We start from the raw sequence: 17185 nt of genomic DNA on the forward strand, positions 1-17185 counted from the left end.
CATGTGTCTGGCGGTACCCGGGAGGGTGCTCGACGTGGAGGACCGGGACGGCACCCGGATGGCCACCGTCGACTTCGGCGGCGTGGTCAAGGAGGTCTGCCTGGAGTACCTGCCGGACCTGAAGGTCGGCGAGTACGCCATCGTCCACGTCGGGTTCGCCCTGCAGCGCCTGGACGAGGAGTCGGCCAGGCGGACCCTCGAACTGTTCGAGACGCTCGGCATGCTCCAGGAGGAGTTCGGCGACCCGTGGGAGTCGGGGCCCGAACCGATGTGGGACGAGACGGCGGCGGACGGCGCGGCGGAGAACGAGGGGTCGGCGCACGACGGCGTCGCCGGAGAGGCGCACCGGTGAAGTACATCGACGAGTTCCAGGACCCCGAGCTGGCCCGGCGGCTGCTCGACGAGATCCGTGCGACGGTCACCCGGCCCTGGGCGCTGATGGAGGTCTGCGGCGGGCAGACGCACAGCATCATCCGGCACGGACTCGACCAACTCCTCCCGGAGGAGATCGAGTTGATCCACGGTCCCGGCTGTCCGGTGTGCGTGACGCCGTTGGAGGTGATCGACAAGGCCCTGGAGATCGCCTCCCGCCCCGGAGTGATCTTCTGTTCCTTCGGGGACATGCTGAGGGTCCCCGGCACCGGCCGTGACCTCTTCCAGGTGCGCGGGCGGGGCGGCGACGTCCGGGTGGTCTACTCGCCGCTCGACGCCCTGCGGATCGCCCGGCAGAACCCGGACCGCGAAGTGGTGTTCTTCGGCATCGGCTTCGAGACCACCGCCCCGCCCAACGCCATGACGGTCCACCAGGCGCGCAGACTGGGCGTCCGCAACTTCAGCCTGCTGGTCTCCCACGTGCGGGTGCCCCCGGCGATCGAGGCGATCATGCGGTCGCCGGACTGCCGCGTCCAGGGCTTCCTCGCCGCGGGTCACGTGTGCAGCGTGATGGGCACCGGGGAGTACCCCGAACTCGCGGCGCGCCACCGGGTGCCGATCGTGGTCACCGGGTTCGAGCCCCTGGACATCCTCGAAGGGGTACGGCGGGCCGTGCTCCAGCTCGAACGCGGTGAGCACACCGTCGAGAACGCCTACCGGCGTGCCGTGGCGGACGAGGGGAACCCGGCGGCCCGGGCGATGCTGGACGACGTCTTCGAGGTCACCGACCGGGCGTGGCGCGGCATCGGCGTCATCCCGGACAGCGGCTGGCGGCTCTCGGAGCGGTACCGCGACCACGACGCCGAGGTCCGGTTCTCCGTCGAGGGGATCGACACGCGCGAACCGGCAGAATGCCGCAGCGGCGAGGTCCTGCAGGGCCTGCTCAAGCCGCACGAGTGCGAGGCCTTCGGCACCCTCTGCACCCCCCGCTCCCCGTTGGGCGCCACGATGGTCTCCAGCGAGGGGGCCTGCGCCGCCTACTACCTCTACCGCCGGCTCGACCTCGGCACCCCGGGACGCCGTACGCCGGACTCCCCGGCTCCGATGCCCCCGGCTCCGGCGTCCCCGGCCTCCCCGGCTCCGGCCTCCCCGGCTCCGGCCTCCCCGGTCCCGGCCTCCCCGGTCCCGGCCTCCCCGGTCCCGGCCTCCCCGAACACCCCGTCCCTGGAGGGAAGTCCCGTTGCCTGACACCACCGGTACCGTCGGTACCACCACTCCGGAACGGGCCCCGGACATGCTCGCCTGGACCTGCCCGGCGCCGCTGCGGGACCAGCCCCGGATCGTGATGGGTCACGGCGGGGGCGGCGCGCTCTCCGCCGAACTGGTCGAGCAGGTCTTCGCCCCCGCCTTCGGCGGACCGGCGCTCTCGGACACGACGGACGCGGCGGCGCTCGAACTCGGCGGCGCCCGACTGGCCTTCTCCACCGACTCCTTCGTGGTGCGCCCGCTGTTCTTCCCCGGCGGCAGCATCGGCGACCTCGCCGTCAACGGAACGGTCAACGACCTCGCCATGAGCGGGGCCAGGGCGGCCTACCTCTCCTGCGGCTTCATCCTGGAGGAGGGCGTGGAGACCGCCGTCGTCGCCCGGGTGGCGGACGCCCTCGGCGCGGCGGCCCGGACGGCGGGCGTCCAGGTGGTCACCGGCGACACCAAGGTCGTGGAGGCCGGCCACGGGGACGGCGTCTACGTCAACACCTCCGGGATCGGCCTGATCCCGGACGGCGTCGACCTGCGCCCGCAGCGGGTCGTCCCCGGTGACGTCGTGATCGTCAGCGGGCCCGTCGGACTCCACGGCGTCGCGATCATGAGCGTGCGCGAGGGCCTCGAGTTCGGCGTCGAGATCGAGAGCGACTGCGCGCCGCTCGGCGGTCTCGTCGAGGCGATGCTCGCGGTGACCCCGGATCTGCACGTGCTGCGCGATCCCACGCGCGGGGGCCTGGCCACCTCCCTCAACGAGATCGCGGCCGCCTCCGGCACCGGTGTCGTCCTCCAGGAACGGGCGGTCCCGGTCCCCGAGGCGGTGGCCAACGCCTGTGCGGTGCTCGGCCTCGACCCGATGTACGTGGCGAACGAGGGCAAGCTGGTCGCCTTCGTCCCCCGCGAGCGGGCCGACGCCGTCCTGGCCGCCATGCGCGCGCACCCGCTCGGCGCCGGCGCGGCCGTGATCGGGGAGACCGTCGAGGCGCACCCGGGCATGGTCGTGGCCCGTACCGGCCTCGGCGGCACGCGGGTGGTGGACATGCCGCTCGGTGAGCAGCTGCCGCGGATCTGCTGAGCGTCAGCCTCGGGCGCGGCGACCGCGGGAGGTGTCGAGGGTCCAGGTGTGGGTGCAGCTCGGGCACTGCAGGTGCACCCGGGGGCCCTTGTTGGCGATCAGGTAGCGCCAGTGCTCCGGACAGTTGCGGCGCTGCTCGCAGACCGTGCAGCCGCGCGCGTCGTCGCACCCGGGGCAGGCGACCCAGGCCCGGCGGGACCGGTCGGCGTGGGGGTCAAGGGGAAGTCGCACGGCCCGGCTCCTGACCGGGCAGCACGCCCGCCTCCACCAGCATCGTGTGGATCCGCCGCTGCTCGGCGTCCAGGCCCGAGTAGAGCAGCGCGTGCGCTGCCTCCTCCTCGCGCAGGACCGCGACCGGGTCCCACGCGGGCCCGAGCGCCGCCACGACCTCGGCCCGCCGCCTGACCTCCTCGGCGGTGAGGTCGATCGTGAAGACGAGGTGGTCGGGATCGGAGCCGTGGTTCATGGGGGTGCTTTCAGCCAAAACGAACGGTTTCCGCCACGTCTATCAGAGCGGCCACCCGGCGCGGAAGGGGCGGTGCATCCGGGGCGCTCCGGCCGGAAAGGCCCGCCATGATCAGGCAAAAGGTGCATTCGGGCCAGGAATATCGCCCGCCATGGGACATATGGCCCGTCTGGAACCTCCAGGGGTGCCAGGAGTGGATCACCGTCGGGCCGGCGCCTGTGACCGACCTCATGAGGTGGAGGCGGAGCCCTCCCGGCCGCCGGGCCCGTTCCGCGAGCGTCTTCCCCGCCGGGACCGCCCCGCGAGCGCCTCCCCGCCGAGGATCCCCGGGCCGGCCGCCGGAAACACCCACGGGCGGACGGGCGCCGGTGGATAGGGTGACCGCATGACAGCCCTCCATGACCAGGACCACGACTGGGAGCGCCGGATCGCCGCGCTCTGGGAGCGCGTCGACGAGCACGAGCCCGCCGACTTCCGTGCCCGCGTTGCCGGGCTCGCCGCCGAGCGGCCGGACGGGGACGCCGCCGCCCTCTTCGAGCAGGGCGCCGCACACGACTCCACCGGCCTGCCCGAGGAGGCCGTCGCGTACTACCGGCGCGCCCTCGACCTCGGACTCACCGGGCTGCGCCGCCGCCGCGCCGTGATCCAGCTCGCCAGCAGCCTGCGCAACCTCGGCCGGCCCGACCGAGCCGTCGAACTCCTCACCGCCGAGCAGGCCCTCCCCGCCGAGCGGCTCGACGCCGACGAGCGGGCCCTCGCCGGAGCCGTCGACGCCTTCCTCGCCCTCGCCCTGGCCGACACCGGCCGCGACCGCGAGGCCGCCTCCCTCGCCCTGGGCGCCCTCGCGCCCCTGCTGCCCCGCTACAACCGTTCGCTCGCCCACTACGCCCGCGCGCTCCTCACCGCCCCCGACGGCTCCTGAGCGACGGTGCGGCGAACCGGCCCGGGTGGAGGCCGAGTTGACCCGTCCGTAAGAGGGCCGACACCCGCACTCGCTACCCTGGGCCCAACGGCGACGGAAGGCGGGCGGGCGTGGGCTGGCTTCGGCGGGGACCCAGGCGGGACGGCGACGACGCGCCGAGGGATCCCGAGTTCGCGTACTTCTCCCGGAACGAGGCCGCGCTCTTCCGCGGCCGGGTCCGGGAGACCTTCGCCGAACTCGGCCTGGAGGTGACCGTCTACGCGGACCACGTCATCGACGACCGGAGACGCCGCTTCGGGCTCACCAACCTCGCCGCCGTCTGCCACCAGGACCGGCGCGGCCCCCGCGTCTGGCCCGGACTGATCCGCCGCCACGTCGAGCTGGTCGTCCGTGCCATGGACGGCCCCTCCGCGCTCGACACCCTGCCGCCCGAGCAGATCCGCTCCCAGCTCTACCCCCGGGTCGTCAGCGGCGACGGCATCGACGCCGGCTCCTTCGGCTACGCCAGGACCGTCGCCCCCGGCCTGTACGAGATCCTCGCGCTCGACCTGCCCGAGAGCGTCATGATGCTCACCGACGACGCCCTCGCCCGGCTCGGGAACCACGCGCAGCTCCGCGACCGGGCCCTGCGCAACCTGCGCGGCCTCCCCGTCGAGGGCCACGAGACCGTCCGCGACGCAGACGGCATGTCCTTCGAGGTCGTCCTCGGGGACTCCTTCTACACCGCGAGCCGCGTCCTCGACCTCGACGGGGTCGTCCGGCGCGTCACCGGCCTCCCGCTCGGCGAGCACGGCGCCCTGGTCGCCCTGCCCTTCCGGCACCAGCTCGCCTTCCACCCCATCCGGGACACCTCCATCATCCCGGCCCTCGGCGCGATGGCCTCCTTCGCCGCCACTGGCTACGAGGACACCCCGGGCGCCATCAGCCCGTACGTCTTCTGGTGGCGCGACGGCACCCTCACCCAGCTCAGCGAGCACGACGAGGAGCGCGGCGACCTGCGGATCGTCGTCGGCGACGACTTCCAGGAGCTCCTGGAACGGCTCATCGCCCAGGGTCCCGACCGCCGCTGACCGGTCGCGGCGCGGCCCCCCGCCGGGCAGGATGCTGTACGTCCGGGACGCAGCGGTCCGAGAAGGAGCCCCCTCATGTCGAGCACCCCCGACGGCGCCCCCGCCTCCTCCGAGGAGCCCGTGCCCTTCACCGCCGACGACTACCGGGCCCGGATGGCCCGCGCCGCCGAGTCCGCCGCCGACGCCGGGCTCGCGGGCCTGCTCGTCGCCCCCGGACCCGACCTGGTCCACCTCACCGGCTACCGGCCCACCGCGATCACCGAGCGCCTCACCGTCCTCGTCCTGGCGGCCGGACGGGAGCCGGTCCTCGTCGTCCCCGCCCTGGAGGCCCCCGACGCCGAGCGGTCCGCCGGGGCCGCCGCGCTCACCCTGCGCGACTGGACCGACGGCAAGGACCCGTACGCCGTCACCGCGCCCCTCCTCGACGGCGGCGGACGCTTCGGCATCAGCGACAACGCCTGGGCCATGCACCTCCTCGGCCTCCAGCAGGCCCTGCCCGGCACCTCGTACGTCTCCCTCACCGAGGCCCTGCCGATGCTCCGGGGCGTCAAGGACGCCCACGAACTGGCCCGGATCGCGGCCGCCGGGGCCGCCGCCGACCGGGCGTACGGTGAGATCCTCGGAGTCCGCTTCGAGGGCCGCAAGGAGACCGACGTCGCCGCCGACCTCGCCGCGCTGCTGCTGCGCTTCGGGCACTCCCAGGTCGACTTCACCGTCGTCGGCTCCGGGCCCAACGGCGCCGACCCGCACCACGAGGCCGGTGACCGGACCATCGAGCGCGGCGACATGGTCGTCCTCGACTTCGGCGGCCTCAAGGACGGCTACGGCTCCGACACCACCCGCACCGTCCACGTCGGCGCGCCCACCGACGAGGAGCGGCGCGTCCACGACCTCGTGCGGGAGGCCCAGCAGGCCGGTTTCGAGGCCGTGCGGCCCGGGGTGGCCTGCCAGGACGTCGACCGGGCGGCCCGCAAGGTCATCACGGACGCCGGCTACGGCGAGTACTTCATCCACCGCACCGGCCACGGCATCGGCGTCACCACCCACGAGCCCCCGTACATGATCGAGGGCGAGGAGCTGCCGGTCGTGCCCGGCATGTGCTTCTCCATCGAGCCCGGGGTCTACCTGCCGGGCCGCTTCGGCGTCCGCATCGAGGACATCGTCACGGCCACGGAGGACGGCGGGGCGCGCCGCTTCAACAACACCCCGCACGAGATGGCGATCGTGGAGTGACCGGGGCGGCGTGGGGTCAGCCGTCCGCCAGGACCACCGCCGACTCCGCCGGCACCCGCAGGACCCCGTCCTCCGCCGGCGGGTCGACCGGCTCCCAGGACGCCAGGACCCGGTCCCGGCCGTTGGAGCCGAGTGGGATCACCGCCGGCTCCTTGCCCAGGTTCACCGCCACCCGCAGGTCCCCGCGCCGGAAGACCAGCCAGCGGTCCTCCTCGTCATAGGCGACCTTCACGCCCCCCAGGTCCGGGTCCGTCAGGTCCGGCAGGGTGCGGCGCAGCGCGATCAGCTCCCGGTGCCAGGCGAGCAGCCGCTTGTGCGGGTCCTCCTCGCGCTCGGTCCGGTCCAGGACCGAGCGGTCCCGGGTGGCCCGGTCCTGCGGGTCGGGCACCTCGTCCTCGTCCCAGCCGTGCTCCGCGAACTCCCGCCGCCTGCCCCGCCGCACGGCCTCCGCGAGCTCCGGATCGGTGTGGTCGGTGAAGTACTGCCAGGGCGTCGTCGCCCCCCACTCCTCGCCCATGAACAGCATCGGCACCGACGGCCCGGTCAGGACCAGGGCCGCCGCGCAGGCGAGCAGACCGGGGGAGACCGAGGCCGACAGGCGGTCCCCGAGGGCCCGGTTGCCGATCTGGTCGTGGGTCTGCGCGTACCCGAGGAAGCGGTGGGCGGGGGTCCGCTCCCGGTCCACCGGCCGCCCGTGGTGACGGCCCCGGAAGCTGGAGTACGTGCCGTCGTGGAAGAAGACGTGCGTGAGCGTCTTGGCCAGCGCCGCCATCGGGGCCCGCGCGAAGTCGGCGTAGTAGCCCTGGGACTCGCCGGTCAGGGCGGTGTGCAGGGCGTGGTGGAAGTCGTCGTTCCACTGGGCGTGGAGCCCGACCCCGCCCAGCGCGCGCGGGGTCGTCGTGCGCGGGTCGCCCATGTCGGACTCCGCGATCAGGAAGTGCTGGCGGCCCTGCTCCCGCGCCAGCTCGTCCACGGCCGCCGACAGCTCCTCCAGGAACGTCAGCGCCCGGGTGTCCGCGAGCGCGTGCACCGCGTCGAGCCGCAGCCCGTCGATCCGGTAGTCCCGCAGCCAGGCGAGCGCGCTCCCCAGGAAGTACGCCCGCACCTCGTCCGAACCGGCCGCGTCCAGGTTCACCGCCGAGCCCCACGGGGTGTGGTGGGCGTCCGTGAAGTACGGTCCGAAGGCGGGCAGGTAGTTGCCGGAGGGGCCCAGGTGGTTGTGGACCACGTCGAGGACCACGCCCATGCCGAGCCCGTGGGCCGTGTCCACGAACCGCTTCAGCGCCTCGGGACCGCCGTACGGCTCGTGCACCGCCCACGGCGCCACCCCGTCGTACCCCCAGCCCCACGTCCCGGGGAACGGGCACAGCGGCATCAGCTCCACATGGGTGATGCCGAGGCCCGCCAGCTCCCCGAGGCGCCCGGCCGCCGCGTCGAGCGTGCCCTCGGGCGTGAAGGTGCCGACGTGCAGCTCGTACAGGACGGCGCCGCGCAGCCGCAGCTTCGGGGACTCGTTGCGCCAGGCGTGGGCGGAGTGGTCGACGACCGCGCTCCGGCCGTCGGGACCGTCGGGCAGCCGGCGGGAGCGCGGGTCGGGCAGCACGGGGCCGTCGTCCACGGCGAAGCCGTACCGGTCGCCGTCCCCGGCGGGCGCCACGCCCGTCCACCAGCCGTCCCGCTCGGCGTCCCTCTCCAAAGGATGGCCGCTGCCGTTCAGCTCCAGCGTCACCCGGTCACGGGCGTTCGGCGCCCACACCTCGAAGAGCACGGGAATCCCCTCGTCGTCGGAACCGGCCGGCCGTGCGGTGGGCACGGCCGGCCACCGCGACCATCCTGGCAGTCGGGACCCCTACGTGCCCGGCGCGTCCCACACGTGGTTGATCGCGCGCTCGAACGTGTCGTAGCCCGTACGGGCGAACGCGGCCGCCATCGGCGCGTTCCCCAGGTCCGTGGCCGCCCGGATCCGGGGCACGCCGACACCGGCCAGGATCCGGGTCCCCTCCGCAAGGACGTCGTCGATGTATCCGTGCCCCCGGTGGGCGGGCAGCACACCGATGTACGCGATCGTGTGGTGGTAGTTGTTCCGGGCTGGGACGACGAAGCCGACCGGCTCGCCGGTCCCCGGCAGCACCGCCACCCGCCACCACTCCCGGGGCGAGGAGTAGTGCGCGAACTCCTCGTCGTAGTGCCGCTCCGCCGCCTCCCGCGCCGAGAGCCCGGACGCCAGGTCGGCCCGCCCGTGCGCGTCGAGGGTGCCGTCGAGCACCGGGGCCATCAGGGAGACCAGGTCCTCGCGGTCCCGCACCGGACGGAACTCCAGACGCCCCGTCGGCTCCGGCACGGGGGTGCCGGGCCGCCACTCCAGGCGCAGCCGCTCCACGAGGGGGCGGGCGCCCGAGCGCTCCAGGACGGCGAGGACCGACTCCAGGTGCGACCGGACCTCCGGGTCCTCGCGCCAGTCGGCGGGGAGGAACCGTCCGTACTCGGGGCGCCGCGCGCCCGCCGGGACGACCGCCGCCGTCGCCGTCTCCAGGAGCCGCAGACCGACGTCGGCGCGCTCCTCCTCGGACAGCTCCGGGGCCAGGTCGAAGAAGTCGAGCGCCTGCGGTCCGGCGCCCGCCACGTGCGTCCACCAGGCGATCCGGCCGAGGAGCCGGTCGCCGTCCAGGGCCACCCACATCCACTCCGGGAGGCGGCGGCCGGTGGCGAGGTCGTCGGCGAGCTCGTGGTCGAGCGAGTAGGTGAGACGGAGGAAGAGGTCCAGCTCCTGCGGTCCTGCGAGCGGGCGTATCACGATCACGTGTGGTGTTCCCCTGGGGAGTTCGGTGACGAGGCCGGGCGACCGTAGCAGTGATCTTGGAGAAGGGGGTACGGAGTTTTCCGCGGGTCGGCGGGGGCGCCGGGGGCGGCGGGGTCGACGGGGCCCCGGGGTAAGCGGGGTCAGCGGGGGCAGCGGGGTCAGCGGGGTCGGCGGGGTCGGCCGCGCTGCGGGTCACCGGGGTCGGCCGTGGTCCCGGTGCGGCCCCGGCGGGGGCCTTCCCGGGGCCCTTCTGGACACTTCGGGCCCGTCGGGCCGACAATCTCGGGTGTGACGACCCCTTTCGAGCTTCCGGCGAACTCCCCTCGGCTGACCGACGCCGAGCGGGACCGCGCGCTGGTGCTGCTCCGTGAGGGCGCCGCCCAGGGCCGCCTCTCGCACGACACCTTCGTCTTCCGGATGGAGCGCGCGCTCCAGGCCCGCCGGCCGGACGAACTCGACCTGCTCGTCGCCGACCTGAGGACCGAGGGGACCTGGACCCGGCGCGCGGTGGGCGTGGTGGAGCGGATGTCCGCGTTCACGGCGAAGCTCGGGCGCGCCTGGCACGCGGAGCGGCTGCCGAAGCTGCTCCTTCCGCACCCCGGCCCGTATCCGCTGCGGATAGGCCGCGACCCGGTCAACGGACTGCGGCTCAGCCACGAGACCGCCTCCCGCCTGCACGCCGAGCTCTCGCTCCAGGGCGGGTTGTGGGTGCTGCGCGACCTCGGCTCGACGAACGGCACCACCGTCAACGGGCGCCGGGTGACCGGCGCGGTGGTGGTGCGGCCCGGGGACGTGGTCGGCTTCGGCCAGATGTCGTTCCGCCTCTCCCACGGCTGAGCGCCCCGCGACCCTACGGCCGAGGGCCCCGCGCCCCCCGACCGAGCACCCTCCCCGGCGCTCCCACGGCCGAGCCCGCCCGTGCTCCCACGGCCGGGCGCCCCTCTTCCGTCCCCGGCCGGGCGGCCCTGGAAGGTTCACCCGTTCGGCGGTACATGGTGGGCGGTGCGGAGCCCCGGATGGTGGGCTGGAGCGGACGCGGGCCACGTTCTCCGGCCGCGGCACCCACCGCCGACCGCAGGGGGCGTGATGACCGCCGAACCGACCCGAGGCATAGGCGACGACCGGCCGGAAGACCGGGGCGTCCGCGACGACCGGCCGGAGGAGTCCGGCGGGGCCTGGACCCGACTGCCGCTCATGCACCCCGCCACTCCCTCGGCCGCCACCCCCGTGGAGCCGGGCCCGCACCGCACCCCGTCCGTACGGAACGGCCGGAGCGCCGCGCCCCTCCCCGGCCGCGTGCGCACCGCGCCCGCCCCGGCCGCCGGCACCGGCCGCACCGGCGGGCGGACCGTGGCGCCGAGCCCCCTCGACCCGGGCGCCTCGCAGGACCCGCACGGCATCCACCGCAGGCTCCGCGAGGAGTTCCCGCTGACCTACGACCCGCTGCTGCGCGCCTGGGTCCTCAGCCGGTACGCGGACGTGGCCACGGCCCTCACCGACGGCCGCTTCACCCACGGGCACCGGCCCGGCGACCCGCCGTGCGTCCGCGCCCACGTCGACGTCGACACGGCCGCGCTGCGGGCCGTCACCGAACGCACCGCGTACGTCCTGGCCCGCCGGATCGCGGAGCGCCCGCAGGCCGACCTGGTCGCCGACTTCTGCCACTGGCTGCCCGCCGGAATCGTCGCCGCCGCCGTCGGCGTCCCCTACCGGGACATGATGCGACTCGTACGGGGCCGGGCGGCCGGAGCCCTCGCGGGGGAGTGCGGCACCCAGATCGCCGTACGGGAGAAGGCGCTCGCCTCCTTCCTCGGCAACGTCCTCTCCGACCCCGACCAGGTCGCCGCCCTCCGCGACGCGCCCGCCGCGCTCGTGGCCCGCGCCTGGACCGAGTCGCTGCGCCGCGACCCGCCCGTGCAGATCGCGGTGCGCCGCACCGCCGCCGAGGTCCCGGTGAGCGGCGGCACCGTTCCGGCGGGCGCGTCCGTCGCCCTGCTCGTCGGCTCGGCCGGCCGGGACCCGGAGCGCTTCCGGGAGCCCGACCGCTTCGACCCGCTCCGCGACGACCCGGGCCAGCTCACCTACGGCCCCGGCTTCTGCCCGGCCGTCCTCCTGGCCGGCATCGAGGCCGAGTACGCCCTGCGGGCCCTCTTCGCGGAGATGCCCCGGCTGCGCCTCGCCGACGGCTTCCGGCCCACCCCCGCGGGGCTCATCACCCGCGCCCCGCGCACCCTGATCGTCCGTCCGGGAGGCTGAGGCGTGACCCCACCGCCGCTGCTAGGGTGACGTGCGCTCGTCAACCGAGCCGTATTCATTACCACTTTCAACGGGGTTCGAAACATGAAGATGCGTCATGTCCGCGCACTCGCCGTCTTCGGTGTCGCGCTCGTCGCGCTGACCGGTGCCCGCGGTTCGGGCGGTGGCGGCTGCGACAACCACAGCAGCTCCGGCTCCAGCTCCAGCAGCTCCAGCAGCTCCAGCGGCGGCAGCGGCTCCCACCACGACAACGACGACAACAACGGCACCTCCGGCGGTTCCGTGTCCGGCGGTTCCAGCAGCGCGAACAAGGTCCTGCGCGACATCACCATCGACAAGTGCGCCTACGACGCGGCGACCAAGAACCTTACCGCGCGCATCACCATCAAGAACGACGGCGTGCTCGACTACGACTACGACGTCACGCTGCAGTTCAAGGGCACTTCCGCGGTCTCGGCGACCGCGACCACGACCGACATCGCGGTCACGGCGGGCGCCTCCGAGAGCGTCGACATGACCACCGAGTACCCCGGCACCGGCGACGGCTCCGAGTACACCAAGTGCGAGGTCACGCGGGCCAACCGCTCCTGACCCGCGCAGGAGGACGGGGGAGGGACGCGGACCGCGTCCCTCCCCCGTCCGTCATCCGGCCCCGTCCGTCATCCCGCCTCGTCCGGGATCCGGGCGAGCAGCGCCACCGGCCGCTCCTCGAAGAGCTCCGCCAGCTTCAGCTCCGTCGCCGGGCCGCCGGTGAACTCCCGCACCCCGCCCAGGGCGTCGGCCCAGCGGCCCTCCGGCAGCACCAGCTCCGTGTCCTGCCAGCCGCCCGCCTCCGCGAGCCGCAGCGGGAGCCGGGTCACCGCGGTCACCACCTCGCCCGCGCGGGCGAAGGCCAGGCAGTGGTCGGCGGCCGGCCCCTCGGCCGTCAGCGGCGCGTACGCGCCGCCGGGGCCGAAGGCCCCCGGACGCTCGCGCCGCAGCCGCAGCGCCGCCCGGACCAGGGCCGTCCGGTCGTCGTCCGGACCGGCCGCGAACGGCGCCCGGTTGTCCGGGTCGACGAGCGCCCGGTACTCCCGCTCCGTGTTCTGGTACAGCTCCGGCACCCCCGGCATCGTGAGCTGCGCGAGCAGCGCGCCCAGCGCGTGCGCCCGGATGTGCGGCTCCAGGGCGAAGGCCGCCTCCGAGGCCGCCCGGAGCGGGATCCGGCCGGGCCCGGCCGCCGCGAACTCGGCCACCGCCCGCTCGTACCCCTCGTCCGGCTCGGTCCAGCTCGTCCTGAGCCCGGCCTCCCGCACGGACTTCAGGAGCGCGGGCACCAGCCGGTCCGCGTCCGGCGTGCCGAGGCCGAAGGCCGTCTGCCACGCCGTCCACGCCAGGTGCTGGTCGGGCGCGGGCACCCCCGCCACCTCCCCGAGCAGCTCCGCCCACACCTCCGGGCACTGGGCGAGGACCGCGATCGCGGCCCGCACGTCCGCGCTCCGCTTGGTGTCGTGGGTGGACAGGACCGTGCCCGTGGCCGGCCAGTCCCGCGCGATCCGCAGGCAGTACGCGTGGAACTCCTCCACCGGCACCGCCGGGCGCCCCGCGTCGCCGCCCACCTCGTTCGCCGAGAGCAGCGGCGTGTACCGGTAGAAGGCCGTGTCCTCCACGGACTTGGCCCGCAGCGCCGAGGAGGTCTGCGCGAACCGGGCCCGGAACGACCGGTGCTCGGGCCCGTCGCCCCGCAGCCCGAGGGCCAGGTCCCGCACGAGGTCGACCGCCGTCGCCTCCTCCTCCACCGCGAACGCGGCCTTCGCGCCGCGCGCCGCCTCCGGGGTGATCACCTCCTCGCCGCCGGTCCGGTAGGTCCGGTAGACCGGCACCCGGACCAGGAGCTCCCTGATCGCGGTGCGCAGCGCCCAGGGCGCGTGGTCCCGCAGGGCGGGGTCGGCGGCGCAGATCCGCTCCGCGATCCGGGTGAGCGCGGCCGTCTCGGCGGCCAGGTCGTGCCCGGCCACCTCGTACGCGGCGCGCCGCTCGGTCGCCTCCCAGCGGCCGCCCCGGTCGGCGGCCTTGCCGACGAACCCCCGGTACAGCTCGGCGAGCGTGTCGGCGCCCACGGGGTCGGTGAACACCCCGTCGAGCCGCCGCAGCGCGTCGTACCCCGTGGTGCCCGCCACCGGCCAGGCGTCCGGCAGCTCCTCCGCACCGGTGAGGATCTTCTCCACCACCGTCCAGCAGCGTCCGCCGGTCGCCTTCGCCAGGTCCTCCAGATAGCCCTGCGGGTCCGCGAGGCCGTCCGGGTGGTCGATGCGCAGCCCCTCGACCACCCCGTCCGCGACCAGCTCCAGGATCTTCGCGTGGGTGGCCCCGAACACCCCGGGCTCCTCCACCCGCACCCCGATGAGGTCGGAGACGGTGAAGAAGCGCCGGTAGTTCAGCTCGGTGCGGGCGAGGCGCCACCAGGCGAGCCGGTACCACTGGGCGTCGAGCAGCTCGTCCAGCGGCAGCCCCTCCGTGCCGGGGCGCAGCGGGAACTCCTGGCCGTCCAGGCGCAGCACCCCGCCGGAGACCCGGAACCGGTCCCGTACCTCCGGGAGCCGGGCGGGCAGCACCGGGAGCAGCAGTCGGCCGTCCCCGGCCCGCCAGTCCACGTCGAACCAGTGGGCGTACGGCGAGTCGGGGCCGTCGCGGAGGACGGCGCGCAGCGCGTGGTTGTGGACCGGGGAGGCCGCCATGTGGTTGGGCACCAGGTCCACGACCAGGCCGAGCCCGTGCGCCCGCGCGGTCGCTGCCAGGGCCCGCAGCCCCTCCTCGCCGCCCAGCTCGGCCCGTACGGACCGGTGGTCGGTGACGTCGTAGCCGTGGGCCGAGCCGGGCACCGCCTCCAGGACGGGGGAGAGGTGGAGGTGGGAGACCCCGAGACCGGCCAGGTGCGGCACGGCGCGCTCGGCGGCCGCGAACGGGAAGTCCGGCTGGAGCTGGAGCCGGTAGGTGGCGGTCGGCAGGGCGGTGAGGCGCGAGAGCGGGGACGGGGCCGGAAAGGAGGTCATGCGAACGTACGTACCCCGCTGGAGGGCCTCTGTGTCATCGCCTCCGCGTCCGTCCGTGCCCACCGCGCCGGATTCCCTCGAAAGGATGACGCCGAACGGCCCCGCCGGTCTCCCGGCGGGGCCGTGGCCCGGAGGCGGCGATCAGGCCGGCCGGCGCAGCACGGTCAGGCTGAGCGGCGCGAGCCGCACCCGCTCGCCGCCCGCCAGCTCCGGCCCCTCGTGCGGCGGCATGCCCTGCGGGTCGGAGGTGTCCACGACCATGCGCCAGTAGTGGCCGTGGCTGTCCGGCACCGAGAACTCCAGCTCCTTCGACGAGGCGTTGAACATCAGCAGGAAGGAGTCGTCGGCGATCCGCTCGCCCTGCGTGCCCGGCTCCGAGATCGCGTTCCCGTTGAGGAAGACGGTCAGCGCCTGGGCGTGCGCCGCCTGCCAGTCCCGGGAGGTCATCTCCTCGCCCTCGGGCGTGAACCAGGCGATGTCGGTCAGCTCGTCGTGGGTGCCCTCGACCGGCCGCCCGTGGAAGAAGCGGCGCCGCCGGAAGACGGGGTGCTCGCGGCGCAGCCGCACCATCGCCCGGGTGAAGCGGAGCAGGGTCGCCTCCGCCTCGCTGTTCTCCTTGGGCCACTGGACCCAGGACACCTCGTTGTCCTGGCAGTACGCGTTGTTGTTGCCGTCCTGCGTGCGCCCGAACTCGTCGCCGTGACTGAGCATCGGCACGCCCTGCGACAGCATCAGGGTGGCGAGGAAGTTGCGCATCTGGCGGGCGCGCAGCTCCGCGATCCCGACGTCCTCGGTCTCGCCCTCCGCGCCGCAGTTCCACGAGCGGTTGTGGCTCTCGCCGTCCCGGTTCTCCTCGCCGTTCGCCTCGTTGTGCTTCTCGTTGTACGACACGAGGTCGCGCAGGGTGAAGCCGTCGTGGCAGGTCACGAAGTTGACCGAGGCGAGCGGACGCCGGCCGTCGTCCTGGTACAGGTCGGAGGAGCCGGTCAGCCGGGAGGCGAACTCCGCGAGGGTGCGCGGCTCGCCCCGCCACAGGTCCCGCACGCAGTCCCGGTACTTGCCGTTCCACTCGGTCCACAGCGGCGGGAAGTTCCCCACCTGGTAGCCGCCCTCGCCCACGTCCCACGGCTCGGCGATCAGCTTCACCTGGCTCACCACCGGGTCCTGCTGCACCAGGTCGAAGAAGGACGAGAGCCGGTCCACCTCGTGGAACTGGCGGGCCAGGGTGGCCGCCAGGTCGAAGCGGAAGCCGTCCACGTGCATCTCGGTCACCCAGTACCGCAGGCTGTCCATGATCATCTGGAGCACGTGCGGGGACCGCATGAGCAGCGAGTTCCCCGTGCCGGTGGTGTCGAAGTAGTGCGCGGGCGCGTCGTCCACGAGCCGGTAGTACGAGGGGTTGTCCAGGCCCTTGAAGGAGAGCGTCGGGCCCAGGTGGTTGCCCTCGGCGGTGTGGTTGTAGACCACGTCGAGGATGACCTCGATGCCCGCCTGGTGCAGCGCCCGGACCGCCGACTTGAACTCCAGGACCTGCTGGCCCCGGTCGCCCCAGGACGCGTACGCGTTGTGCGGGGCGAAGAAGCCGATCGTGTTGTAGCCCCAGTAGTTCGAGAGCCCCGCGTCCGCGAGCCGGTGGTCGTTCACGAACTGGTGCACGGGCATCAGTTCGAGCGCCGTCACCCCCAGCTCCTTCAGGTGCCCGATCACCGACGGGTGCGCCAGGCCCGCGTACGTGCCCCGCAGCTCCTCGGGGAGGTCCGGGTGCAGCATCGTCAGGCCCTTCACGTGGGCCTCGTAGATCACCGTGTGGTGGTACTCGGTGCGCGGGCGCCGGTCGTCGCCCCAGTCGAAGTACGGGTTGACCACGACCGAGGCCATCGTGTGCGGGCCCGAGTCCAGGTCGTTGCGCGCGTCCGGCTTCCCGAACGGGTAGCCGTACACCGCCTCGCTCCACTGGACCTGCCCCGACATCGCACGCGCGTAGGGGTCGAGCAGCAGCTTCGCCGGGTTGCAGCGCAGCCCCTGCTCCGGGGCGTACGGGCCGTACGCCCGGAACCCGTACCGCTGTCCGGGCATCACGCCCGGCAGATAGGCGTGCCGCACGAACGCGTCGGACTCGCGCAGTTCCACCGCCGTCTCCGAGCCGTCGTCGTGGAGCAGACACAGCTCGATCCTGTGGGCGGTCTCCGAGAAGACCGCGAAGTTGGTTCCCGCACCGTCATAGGTGGCGCCCAAGGGGTACGCCTGTCCCGGCCAGACCTGCATGGATACGACTATTCCTCTTCTGTCCGGGTTTTTCTGGATGGTCTTCGGCCAGATCCTGCCCGAAAGAGGCGCGAGTTCCCAGGACTTCGCCCGGTCCTGCCGGGTGACCGCCGACCGTGCGGGGGACGGGGAGGAAATGTGTACGAAATGACATCCCGCCAGTCGAGGGAACGGGCAACTCGGGAGACTCCGGACGGACCGCCTCCGGAGTCAACATCGGGTTCCGCCGCGTCGCCCCGGGCGGCGCCCGGCGCCCGGCCCCGGCCCACCGCCCGGCCCCCGCCGGCACCCCGGGGCGCAACCGCTATGAATCCGCTCACTCCACCCGATCTCGCCCCGTGGAACGGGCGCTTCCGGCTGGGCAGTTGAGGAAGGAGCCTGACGATCCTGCTGCACCGCCTCCCGCTCCCGGAGTACCCTTCCTTGATCGTTGT

General features: G+C 74.1%; 15 protein-coding genes. 9 read left to right on the forward strand and 6 right to left on the reverse strand.

The window, feature by feature from the left end:
• The first annotated feature begins 1 nt into the window (after position 1).
• The 3 genes from ACWGSR_RS24675 to hypE are packed head-to-tail and all read left to right on the forward strand — an operon-like array spanning position 2 to position 2707.
• Positions 2–352, forward strand: coding sequence for a HypC/HybG/HupF family hydrogenase formation chaperone (locus tag ACWGSR_RS24675; protein WP_453569041.1), 351 nt, complete (start codon positions 2–4; stop codon positions 350–352).
• The gene (gene hypD / locus ACWGSR_RS24680) at positions 349–1620 is read left to right on the forward strand and encodes a hydrogenase formation protein HypD (RefSeq protein WP_453569043.1); all 1272 of its coding nucleotides are present in this window, start codon (positions 349–351) and stop codon (positions 1618–1620) included. The genes ACWGSR_RS24675 and hypD overlap by 4 nt, the downstream gene beginning before the upstream one ends.
• Positions 1613–2707, forward strand: a complete 1095-nt coding sequence (hypE, locus tag ACWGSR_RS24685) for a hydrogenase expression/formation protein HypE (protein ID WP_376231961.1) — start codon at positions 1613–1615, stop codon at positions 2705–2707. Before hypD ends, hypE begins: the two co-directional genes overlap by 8 nt.
• A gap of 3 nt (positions 2708–2710) precedes the next feature.
• Here the strand turns inward: hypE and ACWGSR_RS24690 are convergent, their stop codons facing one another.
• Positions 2711–2938: a hypothetical protein gene (locus tag ACWGSR_RS24690; RefSeq protein ID WP_453569046.1), complete on the reverse strand. Its 228-nt coding sequence runs from the start codon at positions 2936–2938 to the stop codon at positions 2711–2713.
• A complete protein-coding gene (locus tag ACWGSR_RS24695) occupies positions 2922–3173 on the reverse strand; it encodes a DUF6400 family protein (RefSeq protein WP_376231958.1) in 252 nt (83 codons plus the stop codon). Before ACWGSR_RS24695 ends, ACWGSR_RS24690 begins: the two co-directional genes overlap by 17 nt.
• A gap of 385 nt (positions 3174–3558) precedes the next feature.
• Here ACWGSR_RS24695 and ACWGSR_RS24700 point away from each other — a divergent pair, with 385 nt between their 5' ends.
• The 3 genes from ACWGSR_RS24700 (at position 3559) to ACWGSR_RS24710 (ending at position 6398) form a co-directional block, all read left to right on the forward strand.
• Positions 3559–4095 carry a tetratricopeptide repeat protein gene (locus ACWGSR_RS24700; protein ID WP_376231957.1) on the forward strand — a complete coding sequence of 179 codons (537 nt, stop codon included), beginning with the start codon at positions 3559–3561 and terminating at the stop codon, positions 4093–4095.
• 110 nt (positions 4096–4205) lie between these two features.
• Positions 4206–5165 (forward strand): hypothetical protein, encoded by a 960-nt coding sequence (locus ACWGSR_RS24705; RefSeq protein ID WP_376231956.1) that lies wholly within the window; start codon positions 4206–4208, stop codon positions 5163–5165.
• A gap of 75 nt (positions 5166–5240) precedes the next feature.
• Positions 5241–6398: an aminopeptidase P family protein gene (locus ACWGSR_RS24710; protein WP_453569048.1), complete on the forward strand. Its 1158-nt coding sequence runs from the start codon at positions 5241–5243 to the stop codon at positions 6396–6398.
• Between the two features lie 16 nt (positions 6399–6414).
• On the opposite strand, the gene treZ is transcribed toward ACWGSR_RS24710, so the two are convergent.
• Positions 6415–8166, reverse strand: coding sequence for a malto-oligosyltrehalose trehalohydrolase (gene treZ / locus ACWGSR_RS24715; RefSeq protein WP_453569143.1), 1752 nt, complete (start codon positions 8164–8166; stop codon positions 6415–6417).
• 81 nt (positions 8167–8247) lie between these two features.
• Complete coding sequence (locus ACWGSR_RS24720) at positions 8248–9195, reverse strand: GNAT family N-acetyltransferase (RefSeq protein ID WP_453569145.1); 948 nt, start codon at positions 9193–9195, stop codon at positions 8248–8250.
• Positions 9196–9486: 291 nt separating this feature from the next.
• On the opposite strand from ACWGSR_RS24720, the gene ACWGSR_RS24725 reads away from it, so the two are divergent.
• The 3 genes from ACWGSR_RS24725 to ACWGSR_RS24735 all read left to right on the forward strand — a co-directional run bounded on the left by ACWGSR_RS24725 (position 9487) and on the right by ACWGSR_RS24735 (position 12045).
• Positions 9487–10035, forward strand: a complete 549-nt coding sequence (locus ACWGSR_RS24725; protein WP_453569050.1) for an FHA domain-containing protein — start codon at positions 9487–9489, stop codon at positions 10033–10035.
• Between the two features lie 249 nt (positions 10036–10284).
• Entirely contained in the window at positions 10285–11454 is a 1170-nt protein-coding gene (locus ACWGSR_RS24730; protein ID WP_453569052.1) for a cytochrome P450, read from the forward strand.
• An 84-nt stretch (positions 11455–11538) separates the two neighbouring features.
• Positions 11539–12045, forward strand: coding sequence for a hypothetical protein (locus tag ACWGSR_RS24735; protein ID WP_453569054.1), 507 nt, complete (start codon positions 11539–11541; stop codon positions 12043–12045).
• A gap of 68 nt (positions 12046–12113) precedes the next feature.
• Here ACWGSR_RS24735 and treY read toward each other — a convergent pair whose 3' ends face one another.
• Both treY and glgX read right to left on the reverse strand, forming a co-directional pair.
• On the reverse strand, positions 12114–14486 hold the full coding sequence (gene treY / locus ACWGSR_RS24740; protein ID WP_453569056.1) for a malto-oligosyltrehalose synthase: 2373 nt from the start codon (positions 14484–14486) through the stop codon (positions 12114–12116).
• Positions 14487–14627: 141 nt separating this feature from the next.
• Positions 14628–16751, reverse strand: coding sequence for a glycogen debranching protein GlgX (glgX, locus tag ACWGSR_RS24745; protein WP_376231947.1), 2124 nt, complete (start codon positions 16749–16751; stop codon positions 14628–14630).
• Between the last annotated feature and the right edge of the window lie 434 nt (positions 16752–17185).

The organism is Streptomyces sp. NPDC055632 (genome assembly GCF_053618675.1).